At 72.4% G+C, this 26,633-nt stretch carries 22 protein-coding genes and 1 pseudogene; 12 read left to right on the top strand and 11 right to left on the bottom strand.

Annotation, left to right across the window (positions count from 1 at the left end):
* Nucleotides 1-3: 3 nt before the first annotated feature.
* Complete coding sequence (locus FDO69_RS13575; protein WP_104780287.1) at nucleotides 4-516, top strand: DUF2165 domain-containing protein; 513 nt, start codon at nucleotides 4-6, stop codon at nucleotides 514-516.
* 27 nt (nucleotides 517-543) lie between these two features.
* Here the strand turns inward: FDO69_RS13575 and FDO69_RS13570 are convergent, their stop codons facing one another.
* Complete coding sequence (locus FDO69_RS13570; protein WP_167526583.1) at nucleotides 544-1,098, bottom strand: hypothetical protein; 555 nt, start codon at nucleotides 1,096-1,098, stop codon at nucleotides 544-546.
* A gap of 89 nt (nucleotides 1,099-1,187) precedes the next feature.
* Nucleotides 1,188-2,186 (bottom strand): glycosyltransferase family 2 protein, encoded by a 999-nt coding sequence (locus FDO69_RS13565; RefSeq protein ID WP_104780053.1) that lies wholly within the window; start codon nucleotides 2,184-2,186, stop codon nucleotides 1,188-1,190.
* A gap of 139 nt (nucleotides 2,187-2,325) precedes the next feature.
* On the opposite strand from FDO69_RS13565, the gene FDO69_RS13560 reads away from it, so the two are divergent.
* On the top strand, nucleotides 2,326-2,796 hold the full coding sequence (locus FDO69_RS13560; protein ID WP_104780052.1) for a GtrA family protein: 471 nt from the start codon (nucleotides 2,326-2,328) through the stop codon (nucleotides 2,794-2,796).
* 36 nt (nucleotides 2,797-2,832) lie between these two features.
* Nucleotides 2,833-4,257 carry a hypothetical protein gene (locus FDO69_RS13555; protein WP_104780051.1) on the top strand — a complete coding sequence of 475 codons (1,425 nt, stop codon included), beginning with the start codon at nucleotides 2,833-2,835 and terminating at the stop codon, nucleotides 4,255-4,257.
* A 172-nt stretch (nucleotides 4,258-4,429) separates the two neighbouring features.
* On the opposite strand, the gene FDO69_RS13550 is transcribed toward FDO69_RS13555, so the two are convergent.
* The 4 genes from FDO69_RS13550 to FDO69_RS41605 form a co-directional block, all read right to left on the bottom strand.
* A complete protein-coding gene (locus tag FDO69_RS13550) occupies nucleotides 4,430-7,015 on the bottom strand; it encodes a bifunctional FO biosynthesis protein CofGH (protein ID WP_104780050.1) in 2,586 nt (861 codons plus the stop codon).
* 44 nt (nucleotides 7,016-7,059) lie between these two features.
* Nucleotides 7,060-7,266: a hypothetical protein gene (locus tag FDO69_RS13545; protein ID WP_104780049.1), complete on the bottom strand. Its 207-nt coding sequence runs from the start codon at nucleotides 7,264-7,266 to the stop codon at nucleotides 7,060-7,062.
* A 143-nt stretch (nucleotides 7,267-7,409) separates the two neighbouring features.
* Nucleotides 7,410-8,255: an LLM class F420-dependent oxidoreductase gene (locus FDO69_RS13540; protein ID WP_104780048.1), complete on the bottom strand. Its 846-nt coding sequence runs from the start codon at nucleotides 8,253-8,255 to the stop codon at nucleotides 7,410-7,412.
* Between the two features lie 9 nt (nucleotides 8,256-8,264).
* Nucleotides 8,265-8,516, bottom strand: coding sequence for a hypothetical protein (locus tag FDO69_RS41605; protein ID WP_199838286.1), 252 nt, complete (start codon nucleotides 8,514-8,516; stop codon nucleotides 8,265-8,267).
* Between FDO69_RS41605 and FDO69_RS13530 the strand changes: the two are divergent.
* The 8 genes and pseudogenes from FDO69_RS13530 to FDO69_RS13495 form a co-directional block, all read left to right on the top strand.
* A pseudogene (locus FDO69_RS13530) lies at nucleotides 8,500-8,643 on the top strand (LuxR C-terminal-related transcriptional regulator); the annotation flags it as partial. The gene FDO69_RS41605 and the pseudogene FDO69_RS13530 overlap by 17 nt on opposite strands.
* 137 nt (nucleotides 8,644-8,780) lie before the next feature.
* Nucleotides 8,781-10,289 (top strand): CehA/McbA family metallohydrolase, encoded by a 1,509-nt coding sequence (locus FDO69_RS13525; protein WP_104780047.1) that lies wholly within the window; start codon nucleotides 8,781-8,783, stop codon nucleotides 10,287-10,289.
* Between the two features lie 230 nt (nucleotides 10,290-10,519).
* Nucleotides 10,520-12,118: an amino acid permease gene (locus FDO69_RS13520; protein ID WP_104780046.1), complete on the top strand. Its 1,599-nt coding sequence runs from the start codon at nucleotides 10,520-10,522 to the stop codon at nucleotides 12,116-12,118.
* Nucleotides 12,119-12,176: 58 nt separating this feature from the next.
* On the top strand, nucleotides 12,177-13,100 hold the full coding sequence (locus FDO69_RS13515; protein WP_104780045.1) for an urea amidolyase associated protein UAAP1: 924 nt from the start codon (nucleotides 12,177-12,179) through the stop codon (nucleotides 13,098-13,100).
* Nucleotide 13,101: 1 nt separating this feature from the next.
* Nucleotides 13,102-13,908, top strand: a complete 807-nt coding sequence (locus FDO69_RS13510) for an urea amidolyase associated protein UAAP2 (RefSeq protein WP_104780044.1) — start codon at nucleotides 13,102-13,104, stop codon at nucleotides 13,906-13,908.
* Nucleotides 13,905-17,495 carry an urea carboxylase gene (gene uca / locus FDO69_RS13505; protein ID WP_104780043.1) on the top strand — a complete coding sequence of 1,197 codons (3,591 nt, stop codon included), beginning with the start codon at nucleotides 13,905-13,907 and terminating at the stop codon, nucleotides 17,493-17,495. The genes FDO69_RS13510 and uca overlap by 4 nt, the downstream gene beginning before the upstream one ends.
* A gap of 5 nt (nucleotides 17,496-17,500) precedes the next feature.
* Nucleotides 17,501-19,168 (top strand): allophanate hydrolase, encoded by a 1,668-nt coding sequence (locus tag FDO69_RS13500; RefSeq protein ID WP_104780042.1) that lies wholly within the window; start codon nucleotides 17,501-17,503, stop codon nucleotides 19,166-19,168.
* 75 nt (nucleotides 19,169-19,243) lie between these two features.
* Nucleotides 19,244-19,945 (top strand): TetR/AcrR family transcriptional regulator, encoded by a 702-nt coding sequence (locus FDO69_RS13495; protein ID WP_104780041.1) that lies wholly within the window; start codon nucleotides 19,244-19,246, stop codon nucleotides 19,943-19,945.
* Nucleotides 19,946-20,040: 95 nt separating this feature from the next.
* On the opposite strand, the gene FDO69_RS13490 is transcribed toward FDO69_RS13495, so the two are convergent.
* Nucleotides 20,041-20,865 carry an endonuclease/exonuclease/phosphatase family protein gene (locus FDO69_RS13490; RefSeq protein ID WP_104780040.1) on the bottom strand — a complete coding sequence of 275 codons (825 nt, stop codon included), beginning with the start codon at nucleotides 20,863-20,865 and terminating at the stop codon, nucleotides 20,041-20,043.
* Between the two features lie 99 nt (nucleotides 20,866-20,964).
* Here FDO69_RS13490 and FDO69_RS13485 point away from each other — a divergent pair, with 99 nt between their 5' ends.
* Nucleotides 20,965-21,357 carry a nitroreductase/quinone reductase family protein gene (locus FDO69_RS13485; RefSeq protein WP_104780039.1) on the top strand — a complete coding sequence of 131 codons (393 nt, stop codon included), beginning with the start codon at nucleotides 20,965-20,967 and terminating at the stop codon, nucleotides 21,355-21,357.
* 6 nt (nucleotides 21,358-21,363) lie between these two features.
* Here the strand turns inward: FDO69_RS13485 and FDO69_RS13480 are convergent, their stop codons facing one another.
* The 4 genes from FDO69_RS13480 to FDO69_RS13465 all read right to left on the bottom strand — a co-directional run bounded on the left by FDO69_RS13480 (nucleotide 21,364) and on the right by FDO69_RS13465 (nucleotide 26,633).
* Nucleotides 21,364-22,815, bottom strand: a complete 1,452-nt coding sequence (locus tag FDO69_RS13480; protein ID WP_234387925.1) for an aldehyde dehydrogenase family protein — start codon at nucleotides 22,813-22,815, stop codon at nucleotides 21,364-21,366.
* Nucleotides 22,812-24,542 (bottom strand): N-acyl-D-amino-acid deacylase family protein, encoded by a 1,731-nt coding sequence (locus FDO69_RS13475; protein ID WP_104780038.1) that lies wholly within the window; start codon nucleotides 24,540-24,542, stop codon nucleotides 22,812-22,814. The genes FDO69_RS13480 and FDO69_RS13475 overlap by 4 nt, the downstream gene beginning before the upstream one ends.
* A 104-nt stretch (nucleotides 24,543-24,646) precedes the next feature.
* Nucleotides 24,647-25,765, bottom strand: a complete 1,119-nt coding sequence (locus FDO69_RS13470; protein ID WP_104780037.1) for an LLM class flavin-dependent oxidoreductase — start codon at nucleotides 25,763-25,765, stop codon at nucleotides 24,647-24,649.
* Nucleotides 25,766-25,862: 97 nt separating this feature from the next.
* Entirely contained in the window at nucleotides 25,863-26,633 is a 771-nt protein-coding gene (locus FDO69_RS13465) for an SDR family NAD(P)-dependent oxidoreductase (RefSeq protein WP_104780036.1), read from the bottom strand.

Below are 26,633 nucleotides of genomic sequence, written 5' to 3'. Positions count from 1 at the left end.
GGCATGGCCACCTCCACAACTCCACGCGGCGGGCTGTCCCTTGCCGCCATGCTGCTCACCGCGACCATCGCCCTGTACATGGCGCTCGTCGCCTTCGGGAACATCACCGACTTCGGGACCAACCAGCAGTTCGTCCGGCATGTGCTCGCCATGGACACCACGTTCAAGGACGAGGACCTGATGTGGCGGGCCGTCACGAGCCAGGGTCTCCAGGACGCCGCCTACGTCGGAATCATCGTCTGGGAGACCCTCGCCGCGCTGGTCCTCATATTCGGGAGCTGGCTGTGGGCCAGACGCGATGAGCAGCGCGCCCGGCAGTGGTCCACCTACGGGCTGCTGATGGTGATGCTGCTGTTCGGGGCCGGGTTCATAGCCATCGGCGGCGAGTGGTTCTCGATGTGGCAGTCGAAGAGCTGGAACGGGCTGGACGCCGCGACCCGGATCTTCCTGTTCAGCGGAGTCGTGCTGATCGTCAACCAGCTGTCCGGCCGGCGGGCGGACGAGTCCGCCTCCTGAGCGCGGCTCCTGCGCGCGACCGGGTCGCTACCTGACCACGGTCACGGTCGTGCCGACCGTGCCGAACGTCCACAGGGCCGCGCCGTCCGCCTTCCGCATCCTGACTCCGCCCGTCGAGGTGCCGGAGGCGGGGGGCGGCGGTGAGGCCCCGTCGACCGCGTTGGAGAAGGCGACCGAGACGCCGGACTTCGCGGCGAAGTACAGGATGTGCTCGATCTGGACGCCGTCCGAGCCGGTCGTGCCCGGGTTGCGCGAGGACACCGTGTAGCTGCCCGGGTCGGGGCTGACCGAGCCCGGCCAGACGGTGAACGTCCGGCGGGTCGCCTCGCTCGCGTCGACCAGCCAGACCCGCTTCTCGCCGAGGGAGTAGACGATGCGCCGGCCGGTGCCGGAGCCGTCGGGCACCCGCGCGGGGACCGACGCCGTCGGGGTGGGCTGCGCCGAGGCCGTGGCTCTCGGCTTGGCCGAGGCGGCGGTGGGGTGCGTGCCCTGGTCCGCCTGCACGCCCAGGACCGTCACCGCGGCTATCGCTCCCACGGTCAGCCCGGTCACCCAGGCCCACGAAGGAAGTCGGGCAGGCACCGGCACGCATCTCCTCAGTCACGGGACCCCGCGTCGAAGCGGGGCTCCGATCATCGTACTGCGCGCCCGCGGCCCCTCGGCTCCCTCCCTCAGCCGCCCCCGGCGGTCTTGCGGACCGGTACCGGGCCCGTGCCTGCGCCGCGGGCGGCGAACCGCGGGGTGCGCACCGGGGCCGGGTAGGAGAGGTGCACCAGCCGGGTCTGTTCCTGACGCATGTGCATCAGCGATTCGAGGATGTAGCCCACGAGCAGCACGAGCGCCGCGATGGTCATGATCGCGGCGGCGAGGATCGCCGTCGGGACCCGGGGCACGGTGCCCGTCTCGACGAAGTCGGCGATGACGGGGATGCCGAGGATGACCGAGACGAGGGCGAGGACGCCCGCGAGCACGGTGTGGACCAGCGAGGGGCGCTCGCGCCGGGCCAGGTCGAGGATGACCCGCAGGATGCGCCAGCCGTCCCGGTAGGTGCGCAGCTTGCTCTCGCCGCCGGCGGGCCGGACCCGGTAGTCGGTGAGGACCTCCGCGGTGGGCAGCCGCAGGTGCAGCGCGTGGATCGTCATCTCGGTCTCGGTCTCGAACTCCCGGGCCAGCGCCGGGAAGGACTTCACGAAGCGCCGCGAGAAGACCCGGTAGCCGCTGAGCATGTCGGTCACGTCGTTGCCGAACAGGGAGCGCACGGCCCCGGTGAGCAGCTTGTTGCCGACCGCGTGCCCGGCCCGGTAGGCCTCGTCGGCCGTCACCCGGCGGGCTCCCACGACCTGGTCGTACGGCCCTTCGAAGAGCAGGTCGACCAGGTCGCGGGCGCGGGAGGCGTCGTAGGTGTCGTCGCCGTCGATGATGAGCAGCGCGTCGGCGTCGACGTCGGCGAAGGCGCGGCGGATGACGTTGCCCTTGCCCTTGCGGGTCTCCTCCCGGACGATCGCGCCGGCGGCCCGGGCGAACTCCACGGTCCGGTCGGTGGAGGCGTTGTCGTACACGTAGACGACTGCCTCGGGCAGGGCCGCGCGCAGGTCGCGGACCACCTTGCCGACGGCTGCCTCCTCGTTGTGGCACGGCACGACACACGCGATCGTCGGTTCCACGACCACTCCTCACTCGACCGGTGCCTCCCACAGTCAGCACCTCACACAGTCAGCACCTCATACATCAGCACCTCATACAGTCGGACATAGTGCGATATGAGCGCGCCTGACCGGATGGGGCACGCCGGGTCGTTACGCTCGCCGTGTGCCGGTCCTCGACTCTGTGACGCTGCGTGCGCGTGACGCCATCAAGGGCATCTGGCGCGAGGCCGCCAAGTTCGGCGCCGTCGGATTCCTGGCCTTCGTCGTCGACAACGGCGGCTACAACCTGCTCGTCTTCGGCCTGCCCGGCGGCGCGGAGGGCGGGGTGATGCGAACCGCCCCCGTGCAGGCATCCGTCGTCGCGACGGCCGTCGCCGCGCTCTTCAGCTGGGTCGGGAACCGCTACTGGACCTACCGCGGCCGGCACCGCGCGAAGGTGACCCAGGAGCTCGTGCTGTTCCTCGTCGCGAACGGGGTCGGGCTCGCCATCACGGCGGGCACGGTCTTCGCGTCCCGGCAGCTGCTCGGACTCGACTCGGCACTCAGCGACAACACCGCCCGCATCCTCGGCTGGGTCCTCGCGACCCTGTTCCGCTTCTACGCGTACCGGCGCTACGTCTTCGTCGCACCCTGACCGGCCTGCACCCACCGACCCGTTAGCATCCGGCATATGGGACAAACAGGATGGACGCGGCGGGTGCAGCGGCACTGGTCCTGGGGGCTGGCCGCCGTCGCCGCGGTCTGCTGCCTGGCCACGATCCTCGTCTTCACCCCCGGCTACCTGAGTCCCGACAGCCTCGACCAGCTCCGCCAGGCCGAGGGGAGGAAGCCCCTGACCGACTGGCATCCGCCCGTGCTGAGCCTGGTGTGGCGGGCACTCATCGCGGTGACCGGCTCGATCGCGTCCCTGCTGGTCCTGCAGTGCCTCGTCTTCTGGGCGGCGCTGTGGGCGCTGGCCCGGTGCGTGTGGCGGCTGACCGCGAGCCGGGGCGGTTCGCTGGCGGTGCTCGGCCTCGGGCTGCTGCCGTTCGTGCTGACGTTCGTCGGGGTGGTGTGGAAGGACGTGCACGCGGCGTTCGCGCTGCTCGCCGCCTGCGCGGTCGCCTTCACCGGCCTGCTGCTGCGGGACCGCGACCCCCGCCCCGCCGTGCGCTGGGGCCTGCTCTGGCTGGGCGTGCTGTTCCTCGCCTACGCCATGCTGGTGCGCAAGAACGCCTTCCTCGCCGCGATCCCCGTCTTCGTCATGCTGGTCCTCGCGCTGTGGGGTGCACCCGGACGCCGTACCTGGGTGACGTGCGCGGCGGCCCTCGTGGCCGGGCTCGTCGTGCCCGCCGCCGCCGTCTCCCTGTTCGCCGCGCCGCTGCAGACCAAGCAGGGCGCGCAGATCATGCTCGACGACCTCGTCCACGTGCTGCCCGTGGACGAGCTCCGCTCGGCGGACGTGTCACCCGCCCTGCGCGACCGGCTCGTGGCCTCCGCCCGCGAGTGCGAGCGCGTCGGCGCCCTCTCCGACGCCTACTGGGCCTGCTACCGGCGCCCGGCCGACGGGCTGCGCGGGGACTCGGGCGAGATCACGTCCCTGTGGCTGCGGGAGATGAGCGGGCACGTGCCGCAGTACCTCCAGTACCGCCTGCTGCTCTTCACGACCCTGCTGTTCGAGACCGACTACCCGTACAAGGCCGGGGTTTCCCGCAACGACCTGGGCGTCGAGGTGGCGCACCCCCGCCTGCGGGACATGCTCGGCACGTACGTCAAAGGCACGGCCCAGGACCTGCCGTGGCTGTTCCGCGGCTGGTTCTGGCTCGCCGTCGCGCTGGTGCTCGCCCTGCGCCCCGGCAAGGGCGTGTTCGCGATGCCCGTCCGGGCGCTGGGCATCAGCTCGGCGGCCTACGTCCTCGGCTATCTGCCGATCATGCCCGCGACGGACTACCGCTACGTCTACTGGCCCGCGATCGCCTGCTCCCTCGGCCTGCTCCTGCTGTGGCTCGGCCGGGGCACCCCTCCCCCGCGACCGGCGAGCCCCGGCGCCACGGCCGGCCGCGCCCTGGCGGCGCACCGGCCGGCGGACGCCGGGGACCAGTCACCGACCCACTGAACCCGGCATCAGTCGAGGCCGGGCCCAGTCGAGGCCGGACTCAATCGAGGCCGGACTCAATCGAGTCCGGGCTCAATCGAGGCCGGCGCTCAGTCGAGGCCGGGCTCAGTCGAGGTCCGGTTCAGTCGAGGCCGGCGCTCAGTGGGTGCCGGGGCGCGGTGGGGCCCCGGCGTCAGTCGAGCACCGGCAGCAGCTCCGGCAGATGCCCGTCCGACGCCTCCGCCGCCCCCTGCCGCTCCTCGGGGACGTCCCCGTAGAGGGTGGTGCGGGCCTTGGCGGGACGCCCGGCCGCCTCCGCCACCGCGATGAGGTCCTTCACCGACTTGTACGACCCGTACGACGAGCCCGCCATGCGGGAGATGGTCTCCTCCATGAGCGTCCCGCCGAGGTCGTTCGCGCCCGAACGGAGCATCTCGGCCGCCCCTTCCGTGCCCAGCTTCACCCAGCTGGTCTGGATGTTGGGGATGTAGGGGTGCAGCAGCAGCCGGGCCATGGCCGTGACCGCGCGGTTGTCCCGCATGGTCGGGCCCGGGCGGGCGATCCCCGCCAGGTAGACCGGGGCGTTGGTGTGCACGAACGGCAGCGTCACGAACTCGGTGAAGCCGCCCGTGCGCTGCTGGATGCCGGCCAGCGTGCGCAGGTGCCCGAGCCAGTGCCGGGGCTGGTCGACATGGCCGTACATCATCGTCGAGGACGAGCGGATGCCCAGCTCGTGGGCCGTCGTGACGACGTCGATCCAGTCGGCCGCGGGCAGCTTGCCCTTGGTGAGGATCCAGCGGACCTCGTCGTCGAGGATCTCGGCGGCCGTGCCCGGGATGGTGTCCAGGCCCGCCTCCTTGGCCGCGGCCAGCCACTCGCGGATCGACATGCCCGTGCGGGTCGCGCCGTTGACGACCTCCATCGGCGAGAAGGCGTGCACGTGCATGCCCGGGACGCGTTCCTTCACGGCCCGCGCGATGTCGAAGTACGCCGTACCGGGCAGGTCCGGGTGGATGCCGCCCTGCATGCAGACCTCCACCGCGCCCACGTCCCAGGCCTGCTGGGCCCGGTCGGCGACCTGGTCCAGGGAGAGGGTGTAGGCGTCGGCGTCCGTGCGGCGCTGGGCGAAGGCGCAGAAGCGGCAGCCCGTGTAACAGACGTTGGTGAAGTTGATGTTCCGCGTGACGATGTAGGTGACGTCGTCGCCGACGGCCGACTTCCGTACGTCGTCCGCGACCCGGGCGAGGGCGTCCAGCGCCGGGCCGTCCGCGTGCAGCAGGGCCAGCGCCTCGTCGTCGGTGAGCTTGGTGGGGTCGTCGGCCGCCGTGCGCAGGGCCTCGCGTACGTCGGTGTCGATGCGCTCGGGCGCCATGCCCGGGGCGGCGGCCTCGCGCAGGGCGCCCCAGTCGCCGTACACCTCGTCGAAGTCGTCCCGGCGGTCGGAAGTGCGCCCCTCGGTGTCGATGGAGCTGTGCAGGTCGGTGCGACCTGACGCCGTGAAGACCTCCTCCGGCTCCTGCCACGGCAGGCCCTGCGGCAACGCCTCGGAACGCGCCAGGCCGGTCTCCGGGTCGGCCAGGGCGGCCACGTGCGGGCGCAGCCGCGGGTCCAGCCAGGGCTCGCCGCGCCGCACGAACTCCGGGTACACGCACAGGCGTTCGCGCAGCTCGAACCCGGCCGCCCGGGACTTCTCGGCGAGCTGCTCGATCTGCGGCCAGGGGCGTTCGGGGTTGACGTGGTCGATGGTGAGCGGGGAGACGCCGCCCCAGTCGTCGATGCCGGCGCCGATCAGCCGCTCGTACTCGTCGTCGACGAGGTTGGGCGGGGCCTGGATGTTGCCGCTCGGGCCCATGAGGAGCCGGGCGACGGCCACCGTGGCGACCAGTTCGTCGAGTTCCGCGTCGGGCATGCCGCGCATGGCCGTGTCCGGCTTGGCGCGGAAGTTCTGGATGATCAGTTCCTGGATGCCGTGGTAGGCCCGTGACACCTTCCGCAGGGCGAACAGCGACTCGGCGCGCTCCTCGTAGGTCTCGCCGATGCCTATCAGGACGCCCGAGGTGAAGGGGACGGAAGAACGCCCGGCGTCCTCCAGGACGCGCAGGCGGACGGCGGGCTCCTTGTCGGGCGAGCCGTGGTGGGGGCCGCCCGGCTCCGACCAGAGGCGGGTCGCGGTGGTCTCCAGCATCATGCCCATGCTGGGCGCGACCGGCTTGAGCCGCTGGAAGTCGGTCCAGCTCATCACGCCCGGGTTGAGGTGGGGCAGCAGGCCCGTCTCCTCCAGGATGCGGATGGAGATGGCACGCACATAGGCGAGGGTGTCGTCGTAGCCGTGCGCGTCGAGCCACTCGCGCGCCTCCGGCCAGCGGTCCTCGGGCTTGTCGCCGAGGGTGATGAGGGCTTCCTTGCAGCCGAGGGCCGCGCCCTTGCGGGCGATGTCCAGCACCTCGTCCGGCGACATGAACATCCCGTGGCCCTCGCGGCGCAGCTTGCCCGGGACGGTGACGAACGTGCAGTAGTGGCACTTGTCCCGGCACAGCCGCGTCAGCGGGATGAAGACGCTCTTGGAGTACGTGATGACGCCCGGCCGCCCGGCCGCCGCCAGGCCCGCGTCCCGCACCCGGGCGGCGGAGGCCGACAGGTCCTCCAGCTGCGCGCCCCTGGCCTGGAGCAGCACCGCCGCCTCGGCGACATCGAGCGAGACACCGTCCCTGGCCCGTTTCAGGGCACGACGCATGGAGTTGTCGGTGGGGCCGGTCCCGGAGGTCGCAGGAGTCGTCATCCTTCGAGCATACGAGTGCGCTGATCACGCGCGGGGAAGCCCCGTCAGTGGAAGGCCAGCCACCCGATGCCCAGGGCCGAGGTGAGGCCCGCGGCGGCGACGGCGGCCGGTCTGTTGCGGTGCAGGGCGAACCAGACCAGCGCGGACGTCACCAGTACGGCCGCCGTGCCGATCGCGGCGCGCAGCAGCCCCTGGCTGTAGCCGTACTCCGTGAAGTGACGCAGCAGCCAGGCGAACCAGGCAAGCCTCATGACGCTCTCCCCCGTGAAGTCGGTGAGCCGGGCCCCTCACACCGTCCGGCGCGGTGGTCAGCCGCGCACCGGTGTGCTCCCGGCCGATTGTTGACCCACAGTTTAGTAGCGAACGCCAACCACCCTGCCAGGCCCGGGAGTTGTCAGAGGTATCCGGCGAGGCCGTCCAGGGTCTCGAGCACCTGCGTCTCCCCCGCCGGGGGCAGCTGCACCACGACCTCCTCGATGCCCAGGTCGGCGTAGCGGGCGAGCTTGCCCGGGGTGGGGTGGACGGCGTAGGGGACGACCTGGAGGGCCCGGGGGTCGCGGCCGGCGTCGGCCCAGGCGGTGCGCAGGACCGGCAGCGTCTCGCCGAGGCCCCGGCCGCCGATCGGCAGCCAGCCGTCGGCACACTCGCTGATGTGGGCGAAGAGCCCGGGTCCGGCGGCCCCGCCGACGAGCGTGCGCGGGCCGGTGACCGGGCCGCGCGGCTTCTGCACGGGCTTGGGATACGCATGGCTGGCCCGGACGCTGCCGAACTTCCCCTCGTAAGCGGTCGGGGCCTGCGACCACAGGGCCCGCATCAGCGCCATCCGGTCCCGGACCAGCTCGCGCCGGGTGCTCCAGCGCACGCCGTGGTCGGCGGCCTCCTCCACGTTCCAGCCGAATCCGACCCCGAGGGTGAACCGGCCGCCGGAGAGGTGGTCCAGGCTCGCGACCTGCTTGGCCAGGGTGATCGGGTCGTGCTGGGCGACGAGCGTGATGCCCGTGCCGAGCCCGAGCCGCCCGGTGACGGCGGCGGCCTGGCCGAGCGCCACGAACGGGTCCAGGGTCCGGCCGTACTCGGGCGGCAGCTCACCGCCCGCAGGGTACGGAGTGGTCCGCTCGACGGGGATGTGGGTGTGCTCGGGCAGGTACAGCCCGGCGAAACCGCGGTCCTCCAGTTCCCGGGCGAGCCGGGTCGGGGTGATCGTCTCGTCGGTGAGGAAGATCGTCACGGCGATGCGCATGACGCATCACTACCCGAGCGCGGCCCACCTGTCCATACCGACTGGTCGGACCTTCAGCAGACGGTCGCCGAGCAGGGCTCCGGTGCGGTGGGCCAGGAAGTCACCGGCCGCCGCGGCGCCCGCGGTGACCGCGACGACCAGCGGCAGGCTCAGGGCGCCGGTACGGGCGAGAGGCCCGGCGGCCAGAGCAGGCCGACGCCGGGGACGAGCGCGCCGACCAGCCTGCTCACCCGGGGGAGGAAGTAAGACCAACGCCGGCATCGCCGGCCGCCTCGGCATGCGCGAGAGCACCGTCAAGGTGCACGTCAGCCGCATCCTCACCGCGCTGGAGGTCACCAACCGGGTGCAGGCGGCCCTGCCGGCCCGGGTCGCGGACCTCACACCCTGACCCCGCGGCCTGTTTCCCTGCTGCCCGCCGTCCAATTCCCCTCCCTTGCACGCCTGTTCACGGCTGACTACAAGGGTGCACACGCACACCCCGCACCACCCGAGCCACGTCACCGACGACACCAGGGGAGCAGCAGCATGTGCGAGGACAGCCACGGCGGGTTCGGCCGGCGCGCTCTGTTCGTGACGGGAGCGGCGGCCGCGCTTACGTTGGGAAGTGTGAGCTTCGCTTCAGCGGCCGACGGTGACCGGGAGAGCAGGACCGTGCGCGGCACGCTGCCGCCCGGCTCCCCGGACTTCGTGTACGTGCCCGTCGAGATCCCCGCCGGGGTCCGGGAGCTGAAGGTCGCCTACACCTACGACCGGCCGTCCGTCCCGGCCGGCACCCCGGGCAACGCCCTCGACATCGGCGTCTTCGACGAGCGCGGCACCGAGCTGGGCGGCCGGGGCTTCCGCGGCTGGTCGGGCGGGGCGCGCACGGAGTTCTTCGTGCGCGCCGACGACGCGACGCCGGGTTACCTCCCGGGCCCGGTGCGCGAGGGCACCTGGCACATCGCGCTCGGCCCGTACACCGTCGCCCCGCAGGGCCTGTCGTACGAGATCACGGTCACGCTGACGTACGGGGAGCCGGGCGAGGCGACCGAGCCGGTGTATCCGCCGGAGCGGGCGAAGGGCCGGGGCCGGGCCTGGTACCGGGGCGACTGCCATCTGCACTCCTGGCACTCCGACGGCCGCCGCACCCCCGCCGAGATCGGGGAGCTGGCCCGGGCGGCCGGCCTGGACTTCATCAACTCCTCCGAGCACAACACACACGCGGCGCACGCCCACTGGGCCGATGTGGCCGGGGACGACCTGCTGGTCATGCTGGGCGAGGAGATCACCACCCGCAACGGGCACGTCGTCGCGCTCGGCACCGACCCGGGCACCTTCGTCGACTGGCGCTACCGGGCCCGCGACAACCGCTTCGGCCGGTTCGCCCGGCAGATCCGCCGTGCCGGCGGCCTGGTCGTCCCGGCCCACCCGCACGCCACCTGCGTCGGCTGCAACTGGAAGTTCGGCTTCGCCGAGGCGGACGCCGTCGAGGTGTGGAACGGCCCCTACACGCCCGACGACGAGGTGGCGCTCGCCGACTGGGACAGCATGCTCGTGGCGTCCGTGCGGGACGGGCGCGGCTGGCTCCCGGCGATGGGCAGCAGCGACGCCCACCGCTCCCCGGACGCGGTGGGAAGCCCCCAGACGGTCGTCCTGGCCGACGACCTGACCCGGGAGGCGATCCAGGAGGGCATCCGGGCGGGACGGTCCTACATCGCCGAGTCCGCGCGCGTCGCACTGTCCTTCCGGGCGTCCGGCGGACGCGGTGAGCACGCGGGCATCGGCGAGCGGCTCACCGTGGGCCGCGACACCCCCGTCACCGTCCGCCTGGAGGTCACCGGCGCCCCACGCTGCACGGTCCGCCTCGTCACCGACCAGGGCGTCCTCCACACCAGCGCCCCGCTGCCGGTCTCCGGCTCGGGCGTCGTCGAGTGGCGCACCACACCGTCGTACGCGGCGTACGTACGGGCCGAACTCCGCCACGAGGCGGCCGCGGGACCGCTGCCCGGGGCCCTGGCGGCGTTCACCAACCCGATCTTCCTCGGGCGCGACTAGGGACTTTCGTTCGCATCATCGTGCGGACGCGCGCCAAGCGGAGGAGCCGGCCCACGGCCTTCCCCGTGGCCCGCTCGGTCTCCGTTTCCCGGCCCCTGCCGTAAGGCCGCACGTGAGAGGCGCCGGATACAGCAAGTTAACCGTCGCGACCCGGGAGTGAGACCGACCCACCTCACCATCGCAATACCTGTCGATCGATAGGTATACCTCGACCCTTCGGAGGTGCGGTGATGAGACGGTCCGAGCTCACCGCTGCGTCACGCCCTGTCGGCGACATCACCAGTCCCGCTCCCGTCGGCTATCCGCCGGAACTGCGCCGCGGGGTGGGTGGCTTCGCGTCATTCGCCGCGGGCTTCTCCTTCGTGTCCATCCTCACCACCGTCTTCCAGCTCTTCGGCCTCGGTTTCGGCCTCGGCGGAGCGGCGTTCTTCTGGACCTGGCCGCTGGTCTTCGCGGGGCAGCTGCTGGTGGCGCTCTGCTTCGCCGAACTCGCGGCACGGTGGCCCCTCTCCGGGGCGATCTACCAGTGGTCGAGCCGGCTGGCCGGCACGACGGTGGGCTGGTTCACCGGCTGGATCATGATCATCGGGCAGATCCTCACCGTCGCCGCGGCCGCGATCGCCGCACAGGCGGTGCTGCCGGGCATCTGGTCCGGATTCCAGATCGTCGGCGGTCCCGGCGCCGACCCGTCGATCGTCTCACCGACCGGCGCGCACAACGCGGTCCTGCTGGGCTGCCTCCTGCTGGTGATCACCACAGTGGTGAACATCCTGGGCATCCGCCAGATGGCCGCCGCTACCAGTGCCGGTGTCGCGGTGGAGATCGTCGGCGTGATCGCACTCGTACTGGTGCTCTTCTTCCTGCCCGAGCGGGGCCCGCAGGTGGTGGCCCACACCACCGGCTGGGCGGGTGGTGGCGGCTACTTCGGGGCCTTCCTCGCGTCTTCGCTGATGGCGGCGTACGTCATGGTCGGCTTCGACTCGGCGGGCGAGCTGGCGGAGGAGACCCACAGCCCGCGCCGGACCACCCCCCGGACGATCCTTCGTGCCCTGGTCACCTCCGGCGTCGGCGGCGCTGCGCTGATCGTGTCGGGGCTGATGGCGGCGAGCAGCCTGACCGACGGGAAACTGGCCGCCGGCGGTCTCTCCTGGGTGCTCACCGACCGGCTCGGAACGGTTGTGGGCAGGCTGCTGCTGTGCTGCGTCGCGGTCGCGGTGTTCGCCTGCACGCTCGCCGTGCAGACATCCGGCGCACGGATGATGTACTCCATGGCGCGCGAGGGTGCCCTGCCCGGCCACCGGTACCTCGCCAAGGTCTCGGCCCGCACCGGCACGCCGATCATCACGTCGATCGTGGTGGGTGCGGGCGCCGCCATCGCGCTCTTGGTGAACGTCCGCCAGTCCGCGATCTTCACCGCCCTCTCCAGCCTGTGCATCGCCATGCTGTATCTCGCGTATCTGGGCGTGACCCTGCCGCTGCTGGTCGCCCGGATCCGGCAGCGGCACACCGGCGGACTGCCGGACGGCGTCGACGAGACGGGCCGGCCGCTGTTCTCGCTGGGCCGCGGGGGCACGGTGATCACCGCGCTCGCCGTGCTCTACCAGGTGGGCATGACGGTCAACCTGCTGTGGCCGCGCGCGGAGATCTACGACCTCACGGGCGGCACCTGGTGGCTGCGCTGGAGCGCCCTGCTGTTCATCGGGCTCTGTCTCGTCGCCGGTGCCGCCTACTTCCTCGCCCGCGGGCTGCACCGCCGGATCGAGTTGAGGCACGTGTCCCACACCCACGTCGAGCCGCCGTCCGTCGAACCCGTCGCCGAACCCGCCTGACACTCCAGAGGCACCACAGGCAGCGGCAATCCACCCACGAAGGGACCACGGGACCCCCATGACCACGGCCGAAGAGTCGCGGGCCACCGCGCCGCACGACCCACACCCCACCGAGCACCCCACCGGGCAGTCCCCCGCCCGTGTCCGTGATCTCCACCGGACCGACAGCGTTCGAAGCGCCCGGCAGGACGCACGTGCCCAGGGCGGGCAGGCCGGCGAGTGGATGCCGCACCTTCCGGCGTCCAGCAGTCCGTACCCGCCACCGGGAGTGGATCCGGCCGCGCTGGTGTGGGCGGAGACGGTGGCACCCGGCGGCTACACCCACAAGGTCCTCGCCCGCGGCACCCGGCTGCACTTCGACGACCCGACCGGTGACGCCTGCGCCCACCTGCTGCTCTTCAACGCCCTGGAACCGGTCGAGCGGCTCAACGTCGCCGACACCCAGAAGATCCCGTGGCGGGCCTACCTGGGTGAGAACCACCCGCTGCTGTCCGGCGACGGCCGTGTCCTGGCCGTGCTCACCGGTGACTCCTCGGGCCGGCACGACGCCTTCTGCGGCACCACCACCGACGCCTGGAACGAACGCAAGTACGGTGACGCCCGCCCGCACGGGCCGTCCCCGTCCGGCCGCGGACTCTTCGTCAAGGCGGCCGCCAAACACGGTCTGAGCCGACGCGACCTGCCGCCGAGCGTCTCCTTCTTCCAGGGCGTACACGTCGAGGCGGACGGCACGCTCGCCTGGCGGGGCAGCGCGGGAGCGGGCACCCACGTCGAACTCGTCGCGGAGATGCCGCTGCTGGTGCTGGTCGCCAACGTCGCCCATCCGCTGGACCCGCGCCCCGGCTACGTCGTCGGGCCACTGCGGGTGCACGCCTGGCGGGGCAGCCCCACCGGCCCGGACGAGCCACGGTTCACCGCCACGCCCGAACTGCACCGGGCGTACCTCAACACCGTCGACTACTGCGAAGCCCGGGGGTTGTGACATGGGGACCACGCAGGCCGAGAACACCCTGACCACCTGTCCGACCTCCTCGGGCGGCACCGTCGCCTCCACCGTGCCGGTCGGCGCCGCGTACGCCGAGGGTTCCGCCCTGGACTGGGGAGCGAGCCTGGTTGCGGGCCAGGTCGTCCTGGACGAGGAAGTGGCACCCAACGCACCCTGGTCGGCGGTGGTGCGCAAGGGACACGTCCTGACCATCGTCGACGTCGGCGGCAACCAGTCCGCCGACTGCCTGCTCTACAACGCCGACGACACCGAGGAGCGCTACAGCGTCCCCGACACGCTCGCCTGGCAAGGCAACGCCTACGTGCGCACCGGAACCGTGCTGCGCAGCAACGAGGGCCGTGCGCTGATGACCGTCGTCGGCAACGAGATCGACCGTCAGGACACGATCGGCGGCGCCTGCGGCAAGGAGTCCAACACCCTGCGCTACGGCCACCACGTGATGTTCCATCACGGCTGCCGTGAGAACTTCCTCGCCGAGGCCTCCCGGCGCGGCCTCGGGGCTCGGGACGTCGTCTCCAACCTCAACTGGTTCATGAACGTACCCGTCGAGGCGGACGGCGCGCTGGGCATCGTGGACGGCATGTCGGCGCCCGGCCGCCGGGTCGCGGTCCGCGCCGAGAGCGATGTCCTGGTGATGGTGTCCAACTGCCCGCAGATGAACAACCCGTGCAACGACTTCAACCCCACCCCCTTGCGGATGATCGTCGTCGCTCCGGACAGCGCGGGAGATCCGAAGCATTCCCGGCTCCCGCAGGATTCCAGCACCCCGGAGGGCGCCGCGTGACCCGCCCCACCGCTGTCCTCGTCGCCAACCGCGGTGAGATAGCCCGCCGCGTCATCCGCACGGCCAGGAAGATGGGCCTCGGCACCGTCGCCGTCTTCTCCGACGCCGACCGAGCCGCTCCGCACGTCCGCGAGGCCGATCACGCGGTACGCCTCGGCCCGGCTCCCGCCCGGGAGTCGTACTTGCGCGGCGACAGAATCGTCGAGGCCGCACTCGCCCACGGCGCCGGAATCGTCCACCCGGGCTACGGCTTCCTCTCCGAGAACACCGCCTTCGCCCGTGCCGTCGAGGAGGCCGGCCTGCGCTTCGCCGGCCCGACCGCCGACCAGATCACCGCCTTCGGCGAGAAGCACACCGCTCGCGCCCTCGCCGCGGCGGCCGGCGTCCCCCTGCTGGCCGGGACGGAGCTGCTCGGGAGCGCCGAGGAGGCCGTCACCGCCGCCGAGTCGATCGGGCTGCCCGTGATGGTCAAGGCCACCGGCGGGGGCGGCGGCATCGGCATGCAGGCGTGCGCCACCCCCGCGGAGGTGCGCGAGGCCTTCGCCCGCGTCGCGGCGCTCGCCGAGTCCAACTTCGCGTCGGCCGGCGTGTTCCTGGAGCGCCTGGTGCGCCCGGCCCGCCACGTCGAGGTGCAGGTCTTCGGCGACGGCAGCGGCAGGATCGCCGTCTTCGGCGACCGCGACTGCTCGCTGCAGCGCCGCAACCAGAAGGTGATCGAGGAGGCCCCGGCCCCGGCCCTGCCCGGCCATGTCCGCGCGCTGCTGCACGACTCGTCGCGCCGCCTGCTCGCCTCGGTCGGCTACCGCGGCGCGGGGACCGTGGAGTTCGTCTACGACCCGGTGCGAGAGGAGGCCGCCTTCCTGGAGGTCAACACCCGGCTCCAGGTCGAACACCCGGTGACCGAGGAGGCGTACGGCGTCGACCTGGTCGCACTCATGCTCACCCTGGCCCGCGACGGCCGGGTCGACGACGCGGTGTTCGAACGCGAGTGGACGCCCACCGGACACGCCGTGGAGGCCCGGGTCTACGCCGAGGACCCCGACAAGAACGCGCTGCCCTCCTCCGGCCTGATCACGCGGGCGGTCTTCCCGGGCCAGGGCGCGGAACCGATGCCCGGCGTCCGCGTCGACGGCTACGCCGAGACCGGCCTGGAGATCTCGCCGTACTACGACCCCATGCTCGCCAAGGTGATCGCGCACGGCGCCACCCGGGACACCGCGTTCGACGTGCTCGGCGAGGCCCTGGGCGCCAGCCGGGTCGACGGCATCGTCACCAACCTGGGTCTGCTGCGCTCGCTGACCGAGCGGGCCGAGGTCCGTGAGGCCGTGCACCACACCACCACGCTCGCCGTCACCGCCGACCCCGATCCGCGCATCGACGTCCTGACGCCGGGAGCGATGACCACCGTCCAGGACCTTCCCGGCAGGCTCGGCTACTGGCACGTCGGCGTACCACCGAGCGGGCCCTTCGACCCCGTCTCCTTCGCCGAGGCCAACCTGGCCGTCGGCAACCCGCCCGGGGCGCCCGCGCTGGAGGTCACGGCGGGCGGGCTGACCCTGCGCCTGTCCACCGCCACCGTCGTCGCCGTCACCGGCGCTCCCGTCCAGGTCACCGTGGACGGCACCGCGGCACCCCTGTGGGAGCCGGTGCCGGTTCCGGCCGGCGCCACCCTCGTCCTCGGCACCTCCCTAGGCCCGGGCCTGCGCAACTACGTGGCCGTCCGGGGTGGCATCGACGTACCCGCCTACCTGGGCAGCGCCTCGACCTTCACCCTCGGTGGCTTCGGCGGGCACGGCGGCCGGGCCCTGCTCCCCGGGGACGTCCTGCGGCCCGGAGCCGCCGCAAGCACCGGCGGCGGCCCGACCCCGCACGGGCGCCGCCCCGCGATCACCTCCCACTGGCGTATCGGCGTCACCGAGGGACCGCACGCGGCACCCGAGTTCTTCACCCGCGAGGACATCGACACGCTGTACGCCACCGACTACACGGTGCACCACAACTCGGCCCGCACCGGCATCCGCCTGATCGGTCCCCGGCCGCGGTGGGCCCGCCAGGACGGCGGCGAGGCCGGGCTGCACCCCTCGAACATCCACGACACGCCGTACGCGGTCGGCGCCCTGGACTTCACCGGCGACACTCCGATCATCCTCGGGCCCGACGGCCCGTCCCTCGGCGGGTTCGTCTGCCCCGCGGTGGTCGCCAGCGGCGAGCTGTGGAAGCTCGGCCAGCTCCGCCCCGGCGACACCGTCCGGTTCGTGGGGGTCAGGGAAGCCGACGCGGCCGGCCTCGACGCCCGTCGCGCCTCTCCCGCACTGATCAGCGACGGCGGGGACGGTGACGACGGCGTACTGGGCCGCCTGGAGGCCACGGACGACCGCCCCGGTGTCACCTACCGCCGGGACGGCGACGACAACGTCCTCGTCGAGTACGGCCCCATGGCGCTCGATCTCGGCCTGCGGATGCGGGTGCACGCCCTGCAGGAGACCCTCGCCGCCCACGCGCCCGACGGCATCATCGACATCACCCCCGGCATCCGCTCCCTGCAGGTCCACACCGATGCCCGCGCGTTGAAGGCCCGTGACCTGACCGCGCTCCTGCGCGAACTGGAGGACGAGGTACCGCCGACCAACGAGCTGGTGGTGCCCTCCCGCACGGTGCGGCTGCCGCTCAGCTGGGACGACCCGGCGACCCGGCTGGCCATCGAGCGGTACATGGCCGGGGTCCGCGACGACGCCCCGTGGTGCCCCTGGAACATCGAGTTCATCCGGCGTGTCAACGGCCTGGAGAGCGCCGACGACGTGTACCGCACCGTCTTCGACGCCTCCTACCTGGTGCTCGGCCTCGGAGACGTCTATCTCGGCGCACCCGTCGCCACCCCGCTCGACCCACGGCACCGCCTGGTGACGACCAAGTACAACCCGGCCCGCACCTGGACCGCGGAGAACTCCGTCGGCATCGGCGGCGCCTACCTGTGCATCTACGGCATGGAGGGCCCCGGCGGCTACCAGTTCGTCGGCCGCACCGTGCAGATCTGGAACCGCTTCCGCACCGGCGGCCTGTTCCAGGACTCGCCGTGGGCGCTGCGCTTCTTCGACCGCATCGAGTGGTACCCCGTCACAGCGGAGGAACTGCTCGAACTGCGTGCGGAGACCGACGCCGGCCGCGGTGCCTTCGACACGCGGGAGGGCACCTTCTCGATCGCCGAGTACAACGCCTTCCTGACGGCCGAGGCCGAATCGATCGCCGCCTTCCGGCAGCGGCAGAGCGCCGCCTTCGAGGCGGAGAAGGAACGCTGGCGTGCCGCCGGCGAGTTCGACCGGGTGGACGAACCCCGGCCCCCGGCCGCCGACCCCGTCGCCGTCCCGGACGGAGCGGTCCCGGTCACCGCGCCGTTCACCGCCACCGTCTGGCAGACCGTCGCCGAGCCGGGCGCCGACATCGCCGAGGGCGAGCCGATCCTATGGCTGGAGGCCATGAAGATGGAGTCCAAAGTGAGTGCCCCCGCCGCCGGGACACTGCTGGAGATCTACGTCAAACCCGGTGAGCAGGTCGCCCCCGGGCAGATCCTCGCGGCGGTGCGGGCATGAGCGCGATGACACCGGCCGAACGCGTCGAGGCCGCCTACGACCGCATCCGGTCCGTCGACCGGCCGGAGATCTGGATCCACCTCCGGCCCCGCGACGAGGTGCTCGCCGAAGCGGCCGCCGTCGACCCGGCGTTGCCGCTGGCCGGCCTGGTGGCAGCCGTCAAGGACAACATCGACGTGGCCGGCCTGCCCACCACGGCGGCCGCGCCGACGTACGCCTACCTGCCCGGGGCCGACGCGCCCGCGGTGGCACGGCTGCGCGCGGCCGGGGCCGTGGTGCTCGGCAAGACCAACCTGGACCAGTTCGCCACCGGCCTGGTCGGCACCCGCAGCCCCTACGGTGCGGTCCGCAACGCCTGGGATCCGGCCCGCATCTCCGGCGGCTCCTCCTCCGGTTCGGCCGTCGCGGTGGCGCTGGGCATCGCCGACATCGCCCTCGGCACGGACACGGCCGGCTCCGGGCGGGTGCCCGCCGCGCTCAACGGCATCGTCGGGGTCAAGCCCACCAAGGGTCTGGTGCCCGTGACCGGGGTGGTGCCCGCCTGCTACAGCCTGGACTGCGTCACCGTCTTCGCGCGCGATCTGCGCCTGGCCCGCACCGCGGCGGAGATCGTCGAGGGACCCGATGCGGCCGACCCGCTCTCCCGCACCGGCACCCAGCTCCCGCCGCCGCCCGCACGCCCCAGGGTCGCCGTCCCGGCCCCGCACCACCTGGAGGGCATGGCCGACGGCTGGCGCACCGCCTTCCACAGCGCGGTGGCCCGTCTGGCCGCCACGGGCGTGGAGATCACCGAGGCCGACATCACCCCGCTGCTGGAGGCCGCGGAGCTGCTGTACGGCGGCGCGTTCGTCGCCGAGCGGTACGCGGCCGTGGGCGGGCACCTGGAGAAGCACCGCGACCTGATCGGTACCCGCCTCGATGCCACCGTCGCCTCCATCGTCCTGGCGGGGCGGGAGCGGACCGCCGCCGAGTGGGCCGCGGACACCGCCCGGCTCGCCGCCCTCGGCGCCTCCGGACGCGCGGCCCTCGACGGCTGCGCGGCGCTCCTCACCCCGACCACCACCTGGCATCCCACCCTGGCGGAGGTGGCGGCCGACCCGGTCGGCGCCAACGCCCGGATGGGGCGCTTCACCAACTTCGCCAACCTGCTGGACCACGCCTCCCTCGCGGTTCCGGCCGGATGCGTGGACGGCCTGCCGTTCGGGGTGATGCTCACGGGCCCGGCCTTCTCCGACCGTGCCCTGGCCGTCCTGGCCGAGCGCCTGGCCAACCCGGGAGTCGACCTGTTCGTGGTCGGTGCCCACCTCACCGGCCAGCCGCTCAACGCCCACCTGGTGCAGGCGGGCGGCACGCTGGTGGGTCCGGTGCGTACCGCCGGCGGGTACCGGCTGCACGCCCTGGCCACCGAGCCGCCCAAGCCGGGCCTGGTACGAGCGGTCGGGGCCGGGCCGGGCAGCGGCGGGCGGGCGGGCGTCGAGGGTGAGATCTGGCGGCTGCCGGCGGCGGGCTTCGGGACGTTCACCGCGGCCGTCCCCCCGCCGATGACCATCGGCACCGTGGAGCTGGCCGACGGGCGTCAGGTCAGCGGCTTCCTGGTGGAGCCGTACGCCGTCGAGGGCACGCCCGACATCACCCGCTTCGGTGGCTGGCGAGCCTATCTGGCATCCACCTGACAGCAGCCGGCGAGGAGCGGGCACCCGTGCGCCGGGCGGGCTCGGGTGCCCCCCACCGGGTGACAGGATGGGGGGATGACGACGACGCGCCCGCGCCAGGGCAGGCCCCGGCACTCGCAGCCGTCCGAACCCGGCACCTCTGCCCGGGCACAGATCCTCGACGCCGCCGGGGAGCTCTTCGTCGAACGCGGGATCGCCGCCACCAGCACCCGCATGATCGCCGAGCGGGTGGGCATCAGGCAGGCCTCGCTCTACTACCACTTCGCCACCAAGGACGACATCCTGGCCGAGCTGCTGGACACGTCCGTTCGGCCCAGCCTGGAGATGGTGGAGCAGATCCAGGCGCTGGTGCCCGCGCGGACCAGCGCGGCCGCGGCTCTCTACGCGGTGGCGGTGATGGACGTGCGCACCCTGTCCAGCACTGCGTACAACATCGGCACGCTGTATCTGCTGCCGGAAGTGCGGGCCGAGCAGTTCGACGCCTTCCGTGAGGAACGGGGCCGGCTGCAGGACAGCTACGGCGCTCTCGGCGCCCTGGCAGCGACAGCGGACGTCGCCCGCGGCATGTCCGCCGAGCGGCTCGGCGAACTCCTCATCCAGCTGGTTGAAGTCGTCATTCAGATACGGCGTTCCCGTGAACCGGAAGCGGCCGACACCGACGCCATCGCGTCCTCGTGCCTGAGGCTGTGCGGCCTCGGCGAGCCGGCGGTGACCGCGGCCCGGGACGAGGCGCGCATCCTGCTGGGCCGCCTGGCGGGCACCGCGCCCCACGTCTGACTTCCGCCCGCTCGCCCCCGAAGCCGTTTCACTTCCCCCGGCCTCACTCCGGTGGCCACCCACCCTCAACCTGCATGACTCGACGTGACGAGGCGCTACCGGGCGGTGTCCGCCAGGTCGGCGACGACCGCCGCGTGGTCGGAGGGCCAGATCCCGTCGACCGGGCCGTCGCAGGCCCGCCGTACGTCCTGTACGTGGCCGAGTCCGTCGGGGCCGGGCGGGCCCACGTGGATGTAGTCGATGCGCACGCCGGGCTCCCAGGTGCGCGCCACGTACGGATTGGCCGCGTCCCAGGTCACGCAGGGGGCGGCCGGGTCGGCGTACTCCCACGCGTCCAGGAGGACCTGGCCGGGCACCGCCGGGGCGGTCTTGTAGCCGCCGAGGAGGCGGACCTCGTCGGAGTCGGGCCAGGCGTTGAGGTCGCCCGTGACGACCGGCGGGAAGGAGGTGTCGCCGCGGTGCCGGGCGACGAAACCGGCGAGCGCGGCGGCCTGGCCGCAGCGGACCGCCGAGGCGTCCGGGGCGGAGGTGAAGTGGGCGGTGAAGAAGGGCACTTCGTGGCCGGGGGCGGCCAGGCGAGCGTAGAGGGCGAGGCGGCCGTCGTCCGTGTCGGCCGGGGCTGGCAGCGGCAGCACGTCCTGGTCGACGACCGGCCATCGGCTCAGCACGGCGTTGCCTATGCCGACCGTCGGGTCCCCGATCCGCCGCTGCCAGCGTTCCGGGGCGGTCGAGGCGCCGTAGGCGCAGTGCAGGCCCAGCTCAGCGGCGAGCCACTCGGCGAGGTTCTCGCCGTCGGCCGCCCACACCTCCTGGAGCCCGACGACGTCGGGCCGCAGCTCCCGCAGGGCGTTGAGGATCGCCTTCTGCCGCGTCTGCCACGGCCCGAAGCGCCACCACAGGTTCCAGGTCACGATCCGCATCCGCAGCCACCCGCTCTCCCTCGATGCCGCGTGGGGGATCATTGAAGCAGGAAGCATTGCAGAAACCGTGAGAGCTTCGTGCGAAGGAGACCCGCAGAGATGTCCCGCCGCACCGACCTGTGGTTCCGGGCGACCACAGCCTTCCAGCGCCGCCTCAACCCGCTCCTGCGCCGCCTCCCCTTCCAGACGGTCCTGGAGACGACGGGCCGGGTCTCCGGGCTGCCCCGCCGGACGCCGGTGGGCGGGCGCCGCGTCGGCGGCTCCTTCTGGCTGGTGTCGGAGTTCGGCGAACGCTCGCAGTACGTACGCAACATCAAGGCCGATCCACGGGTGCGGGTGCGGATCCGGGGGCGGTGGCACGAAGGGACCGCGCACCTGATGCCGGACGACGATCCGGTGGCGCGGCTGCGGGGGCTGCCGCGGGTCAACAGCCTGGGAGTGCGGGCGTTGGGGACGAATCTGCTGACGGTGCGGGTGGACCTGGACACCTGAGAGGCGTCAGCCCGGCCAGACGATCGACTGCACCTCGCTGTACGCGTGCAGGGCGTACGAGCCGACGTCGCGGCCCACTCCGCTCTGCTTGAACCCGCCGAAGGGCGCCTCCATGTTGCGGCCCACGGTGTTGATCCCCACCCCGCCGGCCCGCAGTCGCCGGGCCACCCGGAAGGCCCGGGCCACGTCGCCCGACCAGACGTAGTCGATGAGGCCGTAGTCGGTGTCGTCGGCGAGCGCGATGCCCTCGTCCTCGTCCTCGAAGGGGATGACGACCACCACCGGGCCGAAGATCTCCTCACGGGCCACGCGCATGTCGCCGGTGCAGTTCGCCAGGAGGGTCGGGGCGACGTAGAAGCCGGTCGGCAGATCCGGGCGTTCGCCGCCCGCCACCACCACCGCGCCCTCCTTGCGGCCCAGTTCGACGTACGACTCGACCCGGTCCCGGTGCGCCGCCGAGATGACCGGCCCGACGACGGTGTCCGGCTCCCGTGGGTCACCCACCTTCAACCTGCCCGCGTAGGCCGCCAGTTGCTCCACCAGCCGGTCGTGGATCCCGCGCTGCGCCAGCACCCGCGTCGGTGCGGTGCAGATCTGCCCGCTGTAGAAGGAGAAGGTGGTGCCGATCCCGGCGACGGCCGAGCCGAGGTCGGCGTCGTCGAAGACGAGCGCCGCCCCCTTCCCGCCCAGCTCCATCAGCTGCCGCTTCATGCCCCGACCGCACACCTCGGCGATCCGGCGTCCGACCGCCGTGGAACCGGTGAAGCTGACCATGTCGACGTCCGGCGACGCCACGGCCGCCTCGCCCACCTCCGTACGTGAACCGCCGACGACGTTCACCACCCCCGGCGGGGCGCCCGCCTCCTCGAGTGCCTCGGCCATCCGGTAGACCGACAGCGGATCCTGCGGGGCCGGTTTCACCACGACCGTGTTGCCCATGGCCAGGGCGGGGGCGACCTTCCCGGCCGGGTTGGCCCAGGGGTTGTTGTAGGAGGTGATGCAGGTGACGACCCCGACGGGCTGCCGGACGGCCAGAGCGCCCATCACCCCGGCCTTCCCCATCGGTCCGGCCTCGTTGATCTGCGGCGGGATCGGCCACTCGGCGGGCTCCAGGCGGGCGTAGCGCCGGAAGCGGGCGGCGGCGACCCCGACCTGCAGGGCGCGTGCGGTGCCGAGGGTCGCTCCGGTCTCGGCCCGGGCCAGCTCCGCGTACTCCTTCAGCCGGCCGGCGATGATCCCCGCCGCCCGTCCGAGGACCGCGGCCCGTTCCTCGGGTGCGGTGCGCGACCACGGCCCGAAGGCCTCGCGGGCCGCGGCACAGGCCGCGAGCACCTGGTCCCGCGAGGCCTCCGGCGCCCACCCGACGGTCTGTTCGCCCGCCGGGTCGATCACCTCGTAGTGGCCGCCGTCCGGCTCCACCCAGGAGCCGCCGACGAACAGCGACTGGCGTGCCGTCACCTCGTGCTCACCGTCTCCGTGTCCCGCCCGGAGCGGAGCACCCGGCCCGGGACGGCGCCGGTCACCACGTCGTCCCGGATCGCCTCGACCCCGTTGACCCACACGGCCCGCACGCCCAGCGCCCGGGAGTCCAGCCGCGGGCTGTCACCCGGCAGGTCGTGCACCAGGGTGGCCGGGCCCGCGTCGATGCGCTCCGGGTCGAGCAGGACCAGGTCCGCGTGCCAGCCCTCCCGCACCCGCCCCCGCTCCCGCAGCCCGAAGAGCCGGGCCGGGTCGTCGGTCAGCATCTTCACGGCCTGCTCCAGACCGACGAGCTTGCGGCCCCGCAGACAGTCCCCGAGGAAGCGGGTCGTGTACGGCGCCCCGCACATCCGGTCCAGATGGGCGCCCGCGTCGGACCCGCCGAGCAGCACGTCCTCGTGCTGCCAGGTCTCGGCCCGCAGCGCCCAGGACGCCGGGTCGTTGTCGGTCGGCATCGGCCACAGCACCGTGCGCAGCTCGTCGTTGGCGCAGATCTCCACCAGGCACGCGAAGGGCTCCTGCCCGCGCTCCTCGGCGATGTCCTTCACCACGCGCCCGGTCAGTTTGGCGTTGGCCTCGCTGTAGGTGTCGCCGATGACGTACCGCCCGAAGTTCGCGAGCCGCCGGAAGACCCCCGCCTCCTTGGAGTTGGCGCGCCGCAGCAGCTCGGCCCGCACGTCCGGATCGCGCAGCCGCTCGATCCGCTCCGGCAGGGGCAGCCCGAGCACCGGCCCCCAACCGGGGATGAGGTTCAGCGCGCAGAACGTTCCCAGGGACATGTTCATGGGCGTGAGGATCGGCATGGTGAGGGCCACGACTCTCCCTCCCGCCTTCCGCGCCTGCTCGCTCGCGAGCAGCTGCCGGGGCACGCGTTCGGGCACGGCCGCGTCGATCGTCAGCACGTTCCAGTTCAACGGCCGCCCCGCGACCGCGCTCATCTCCACGAACAGATCGATCTCCGCGTCGCTGAACTGATCCAGACAGCCCGCGACGATCGCCTCGATCTGCGTGCCCTCGCACTCCCCGACCGCCCGCGCCAGGGCCAGCAGCTCGGCCGGCCGGGCGTGCCGCGAGGCGACCGGCTGCCCGTCGCCGTCGGAGTGGCTGCTCGACTGGGTCGTGGACAGCCCCCAGGCCCCGGCGTCCATGGCCTCCCGCAGCAGCCTCACCATCGCGGCGAGCTGCTCCTGACTCGGCTGCCCGCCCACCGCGTCCGGCCCCATCACGTACCGCCGCAGCGCACAGTGCCCGACCATGAACCCGGCGTTGACGGCGATCCGCCCCTCCAGGGCGTCCAGGTACTCCCCGAAGGAATGCCAGCTCCAGGGCGCCCCCTCCTCCAGCGCCACCAGCGCCATGCCCTCGACCCTGGACATCATCCGCCGCGTGTAGTCGGCGTCCCCGGGCCGGTCGGGATGCAGCGGCGCGAGCGTGAACCCGCAGTTCCCGCCGGCGACGGTGGTGACCCCGTGGTTGAGCGAGGGTGTGGCGTACGGATCCCAGAAGAGCTGGGCGTCGTAGTGGGTGTGGGGGTCGACGAAGCCGGGGGTGAGGACGAGGCCGTGAGCGTCCTCGGCGGTCCGGCTTTCCTCGGTGGCCCGACCGATGACGGCGATCCGCCCGTCGCGGATGCCGACGTCGGCGGTGTAGCCGGGCCCACCGGACCCGTCGACGACGGTCGCCCCTTTGATGACGTGATCGAGCATGACCACTCAACTCCTAGAGCTGGATGCCCCAAAGGGGCGCGGGGAACTGCGCGACACGCCACGCACCGCCCGCACTCGCCGGACGGCCCGCGGCTCTGCGGCGATTACGCGCTCTGCCGGAAACGGGACGTGCGGTGCACCGGATCCGTGTCGATCTTGGGAATCACGTACTCCCCGACCAGCCGGATCGTCTGCAGCGTCTCCTCCTTCGGCACCCCCACCGGCAGCCCGAAACTCAGCTGGTCCGCCCCGGCCCGCTCCCACCGCTCGCACTGCCGCAGCACCTCGTCCGGATCCCCGCAGATCAGCAACTCCTCCTCGATCAGCACCTCCACGAACTCCTCGGTGTACTCCGGCAGCGTCTCCGGCCACACCGGGAACCCCTCGGGCCGCGGGAACGTGTCGTGGTACCGGAACACCAGCGACGGCAGATAGTGCAGCCCTCCGCTCGCCGCGATCCGCACGGCTTCCGCATGGGTCGGCGCGCAGATCGCCGTGGTGGTCACCATCACGTTGTCGTTCACGAAGGCCCCGACCGGCTCGGCGTCCACGATCGCCGTCTTGTACTGCTCCAGCACCCACTCCATGTCGGAGACCTTCTGCACGCTGAAGCCGAGCACGCCGAGCCCCTTCTTCGCGGCCATGGCGTACGACGGCGGCGACCCGGCCGCGTACCACATCGCCGGGTGCGACCCGCCGTACGGCTTGGGCAGGATCTTGCGCGGCGGCAGCGACCAGTGCTTGCCCTGGAAGCCCTGATACTCGTCCTGGAGCCACATCTTGGGGAACTCCGCGATGGTCTCCTCCCAGAGTTCCTTGGTGTGGTTCATGTCGGTCACCCCCGGCATGAACCCGAGGATCTCGTGCGACCCGGCGCCCCGCCCGCTGCCGAACTCGAAGCGGTTGCCACTGAGGTGGTCGAGCATGGCGACCTTCTCGGCGACCTTCACCGGGTGGTTGACCGGGGCGAGCGGGTTGAAGATCCCCGAGCCCAGGTGGATCCGCTCGGTCGCGTGCGCCAGGTAGCCGAGGAAGACGTCGTTGGCGGACAGGTGCGAGTACTCGTCCAGGAAGTGGTGCTCGGAGGCCCAGGCGTACTTGAAGCCCGACTTGTCCGCCTGGATGACGTACTCGGTCTCCTCCATCAGCGCCTTGTGCTCGGCGAGCGGGTCGGTCTCGGCCCGTTTGCCGACGTATCCCTGAACGAAGATGCCGAATTCCAAGGAGGTTCACCGCCCCACGGTCAGTTCTGACGATGCGTCAGATTTATGGCTCCGACTGTTCCACCGGCCTCGAAGAGCGTCAATACCTGATGGACCGTCAGATAACGGTGACCCCGGCCAGCCACCCGCCGTCGATCACGAACGGCTGTCCCGTGATGTACGAGGAGTCCTCCGAGGTCAGGAACAGCGCGAGCCTCGCCACCTCCTCGGGCCGCCCGACCCTGCCCAGCGGCACCAGCTTGCGGTACAGCCGGTCGAGGCCCTTCGACGTCTCCGCCGGGTCGGCGTCCGGGTCGAGCCGGGCCGGGTTGGCCATCGGGGTGTCGATCGCCCCCGGGCAGACGGCGTTGACCCGTATCCCGCGCCCCGCCAGCTCCAGCGCGGCGACCCGGGTCAGACCGACCACGGCGTGCTTGGTCGCCGCGTAGGAGCCCACCGCGGCCATGCCGGTCAGGCCCGTGCAGGAGGCGGTGTTCACGATCGTGCCCCCGTCGGCCATCTCCGGGGCGACCGCCTTGATGCCGAGCAGGCAGCCCACCTGATTGACCTGCACGACCTGCATGAACTCGTCGAGGGGCGTGTCGAGGAGGGAGTTGAAGCGCAGGATCCCGGCGTTGTTGACCAACCCGTCGACATGGCCGTACGCGTCCTTGGCGGCGGTGACGGCGGCCTGCCAGTCCTCCTCCCGGCCCACGTCCAGATGGACGTACCGCGCGCCGATCTCCTTCGCGAGGGCCTCACCCTGGTCGTCGAGCACGTCCGCGACGACCACCCGTGCGCCCTCGGCCGCGAACAGCCGGGCCTCCTGTTCGCCCTGGCCGCGTGCGGCGCCGGTGACGATGACGACTCGTCCGTCGAGCTTGCCCAC

This window comes from Streptomyces tibetensis, from assembly GCF_007655005.1.
GTDB classification, from domain to species: domain Bacteria; phylum Actinomycetota; class Actinomycetes; order Streptomycetales; family Streptomycetaceae; genus Streptomyces; species Streptomyces tibetensis.
This window is presented reverse-complemented; position numbering and strand designations above follow the sequence as displayed.